Source organism: Endozoicomonas atrinae (assembly GCF_001647025.1).
Classification (GTDB): Bacteria; Pseudomonadota; Gammaproteobacteria; order Pseudomonadales; family Endozoicomonadaceae; genus Endozoicomonas; species Endozoicomonas atrinae.
In genome coordinates this window covers 1-3692 of record NZ_LUKQ02000389.1, presented here as the reverse complement: position 1 = coordinate 3692, position 3692 = coordinate 1, and the positions used below count along the sequence as shown (strand labels likewise).

The 3692-nt window shown below is 53.4% G+C and carries 3 protein-coding genes; all 3 read right to left on the bottom strand.

Going from position 1 to position 3692, the window contains the following annotated elements; all coding sequences use genetic code 11:
* Nucleotides 1–938 (bottom strand): hypothetical protein (locus AK963_RS26725; protein WP_139117692.1); only part of this gene is annotated, 938 nt, incomplete at its 3' end.
* Nucleotides 935–2314, bottom strand: coding sequence for a DNA modification methylase (locus AK963_RS26720; protein WP_139117691.1), 1380 nt, complete (start codon nucleotides 2312–2314; stop codon nucleotides 935–937). The genes AK963_RS26725 and AK963_RS26720, both read right to left, overlap by 4 nt.
* A 5-nt stretch (nucleotides 2315–2319) precedes the next feature.
* Nucleotides 2320–3692, bottom strand: a 1373-nt coding sequence (locus tag AK963_RS26715) for a DNA modification methylase (protein WP_238593860.1), incomplete at its 5' end; no start/stop codon positions are given.

Here is a 3692-nt window from a genome sequence, read left to right as displayed (position 1 = left end):
TAGTCAAAAACCGGTTGAGCGCTGCTTCTCAGTATTGCGTCTTTGCTGTCAGCAGTAGTTCTGAATCTTTTTGTCTGAGGCTCATACATCGTTCCGTACTCCCAACCTTTTTTAGTCAGAATGTACCGGCTGTTTTTTGAGGTATCCTGATATGGACCCGGGCGCTTTCCATATTCGAGAATATTGGCTCCTATCAGGTAGCTCTTTACATCACCCACTGACCATTCGAGTAGTTCAGCCAATTCAGTAAGGGTTAAGAAGTTGTCTAGTTGATAGCGACCTTTAGTAAAGCGAGGTTTCTTGGATTTTATGGGCTGATTGATTGGGGTTGTTTCAGTTATGTTTATTTGCTGTGCTGCCTTTGGTTTCATTTCCTGCAAATTGGCAGACAAGCCTAAAAGATCCATAACGTCATATCCTGTCAGCTTCTCGGTTGCCGTTGCTGCCATCTGTCTTATATTTCCATCGGGCTCTATGGATTCAGAAAGGGTCTTCATGGAATGATAAACGGCAGCGATGTTCTCCACCTGGGCTATGATGGCGGTCTGGTTGGTAGTCTGGCTGATGTTGGTCTGTTCTGACTCCATCTGCTTCATCTTCGAATCAATCGCTTCCTGTCGTGCTTTTTTGCCTTTTGGAGTCATGGCTGATAGAAGGACATGGTTCGCGGCGTTCATGGTGAAGAGGTAGCAGTTTACTGCCTGACCTCGACTGTAACCGCTAATGGTTGCAGTGAAATCTTTGCCTTTTTCGAATCCATGCCTTTCAATTTGTCTATCAAGTTTCTGCTTTGGATTCTGTTGATTGAAGCCGCAGATTTCTAACAGCTTTTCACCTTCGACCATTTCATCTATAACGATGCCCGCTCTGCGGATCATCAGTTCAGCCTGCTCTAGACTCTCGATACTTTGCGCTTCTTGGATTGCTGTATTACTCATAGGTTTTCCTCTGCTCTCTGATCAATCATGGCTTGCAGACTTTGCCCCGTCTGCTGGTGGGTGATCTCTACTTCTGGAAATTTGCGCCTGAACCGTTCCAGTGCCACATCGCAATACTCCGGAGCCAGCTCCATGGAATGCATCCGTCGTCCACTGTTCTGGGCGGCGATCAGGCTGGTGCCGGAACCGTTAAACGGCTCATAGCAGCTTTCGCCTTCATGGGTGTAGGCTTCCATCAGGTGCTGTGGCAAGGTGACCGGGAAGACGGCCGGGTGGTCTATGCCATCACCGATGCTGCCTTTCTGTCTCATGAGGCGGATAACACTGTCGGGTATTTTGTAGTCCTGAATGGGTTCCCCGGAATGTGTCCAGCCGCCCACCTCGCCATCGTTACTGCGAATACCTCCGGCATTGCCGTTATGGCTGACCTCTCCGGCTCCCTCGCAGGGGACTATCTTGTTGGGTTTGCGCTTCTCTTTGTTGAAATGAAAAATCAACTCAAAGGCCGGAGCCATTCGACCTGCCCAATCGCCGGGCATGCCAGGGCCTTGATCCCATACGTAAAGACCAAACCGTCGCCAGCCGTCTATCCGCATGAATTCCAGCCAACCGTCCCAGTAGGGCTGCCACTCGTTTTTGTGGTGTATCAATCCGAGGTTTACTAACACCTGACCGTTTTTGTGCATGGCGCTGCCGAGGGTGCTTGCTCCAAATACGCCGGTCATCAATTTGTCCCAGTCAGTGATGCCGTCGGTGGTGTAGTCTCGCTGGTTGCCATAGGGCGGGCTGGTGAAACAGAGGCGAGCCTTGCGGCCGTCCATCAATTGCTTAACGTGGTCGGGGTTGGTGCTGTCGCCGCACATGAGCCGGTGGTCACCCATCTGCCAAACGTCGCCCTTTTGGGAAACGGCGGGCGCTACCTGGATAGCGTCTTCCGGCTCTGGCTCACTGGTGGGGTCGTGGTCTTCAGGGGCGGTGGGTGGCTCTAAATCGTCCAACATGGCCAGCAGGGCATCGTTGTCGGTCTCTACCTGACCTAATAGCTGCTGCAGGGTGTCGCCGTCGGTCTCTGCCAGTGTGCTTATCGGGTCAAGGGTAGCGAGGGCGAGCTTTTCTTCCGCTTCGCTTAAATCCACGTAGATAACGGGCACCTCCTTGGCTTTGTGCTTTCTGGCCAGCTCCACTCGCAGGTGTCCGTCAATGAGTCGCCCGGTGCGCTGGTTGACGATCACTTGCTGAATCCACCCAAGGTCGTCTAAAACCCCCTCCATTGCGGCTTGCTGTGACTGTGGGTGTCTGCGCCAGTTGTCCGGGTTCATCATCAGCTTTTCGGGGCTTTCCATGCCGCTGCCGGTGATGCGTTGCTTCCATGCCATGTCGGTTATCCTTTGAATGCTTTGCCGTTCTGGTGTTTTGCCTGCTGTCCAGTGAATGCCTGCCACCGCCGGATAATCACGTCGCAGTAAGCTGGATCAATTTCCATCAGCCGGGCTTGCCTTCTCAACTTCTCGCAGGCGATGAGGGTACTGCCGGAGCCTCCGCATAAATCCAGCACCGTGTTCTGTCGTGCGCTGCTGTTGCGGATCATGTGAACAATCAGGTTGACCGGCTTCATGGTGGGGTGCTCGCTGGATCTGCTGGGCTTATCTTCTTTGATGACAGAAGTGTTCAGCTGGTTGCGTAGCTGCCGGCAGTAGTTGACCAGTGATGACTTCTCCATGTTCTTGAAGTCGGGTTCTTCATCCAGCACTGTGGCCTTGTTGAATTCGCCATACCATGAGTGAGCGGCTCCTGGCTTCCAGCCGTAAAGGATCGGTTCGTGCTGCCAGTGGTAATCCTGTCTGTCCAACGCAAAGACATTTTTTACCCAGACGAGGCATTGCTTGAGTAGGAAACCACTTTCCACCAGTGCGCTGCGGAAGTTGATACCCTCACTGTCAGCATGAGCTACGTAGATAGGGCCACCCGGTTTTGTCCACAGGCAGGCGACTGTGAATAAGTCGCTGAGGAATGCTCTGAACTGAGCATCGCCCATCTTGTCGTTCTGGATAGTGAGGGCATCTTTGGTTTTGCCTTCGTAAGCCACGTTATAGGGCGGGTCTGTCCATACCATGTCCACCTGTTGCGATTGAACCAGCTGTTCTACCTGTTGTGGGTCAGTGCTGTCACCGCACATGAGCCGGTGGGCTCCCAGAATCCAGATATCACCCGGCTTGCTGTGGGTCTTCTTCTGGGGATCCGGGCAAGCGTCGTCATCGATCAATCCGTCTTCGGCTTCGTCCAGCAACTCTCCGGAGGCGAGGCTTTCCAATAGGCCGTTCAGGTCATCGCTCTGTACCTCCAACCCTTCCAGCAAGCTGTCCAGCATGGACTGGTCGGTCTCTGCCATCGCCGACAAGGGATCGATGGTGGCCAGTGCCAGTTTTTCTTCTGCCTCGGTCAGGTCAACGTAAATCACCGGTACTTCGGTTTCGCCTTCCCGCATGGAAAGCTCCACCCTGAGGTGGCCATCCACCAGGTGGCCGGTTCTCTGGTTCACAATGACCTGTTGAATCCAGCCTATTTCGTCGAGGGCGCCTTTCAGGGCGTCCTGCTGGCTCTTGGGGTGGATGCGCCAGTTCTGTGGATTGGCCAGTAACTGCTCCGGGTTCTCTTTGCCCTGGCCGACAATCCTGTCCTGCCACTTGCTCATGATTCGTCCCTGTTGCCTGTGGATAAGCCCAATGCTTTTAAGCGGTTCAGGTACTGCCGCCG

Excerpts from the sequence above, each read along its gene's own strand:
- AK963_RS26720 (WP_139117691.1), bottom strand. The coding sequence starts at position 2,314 with ATGGCATGGAAGCAACGCATCACCGGCAGCGGCATGGAAAGCCCCGAA.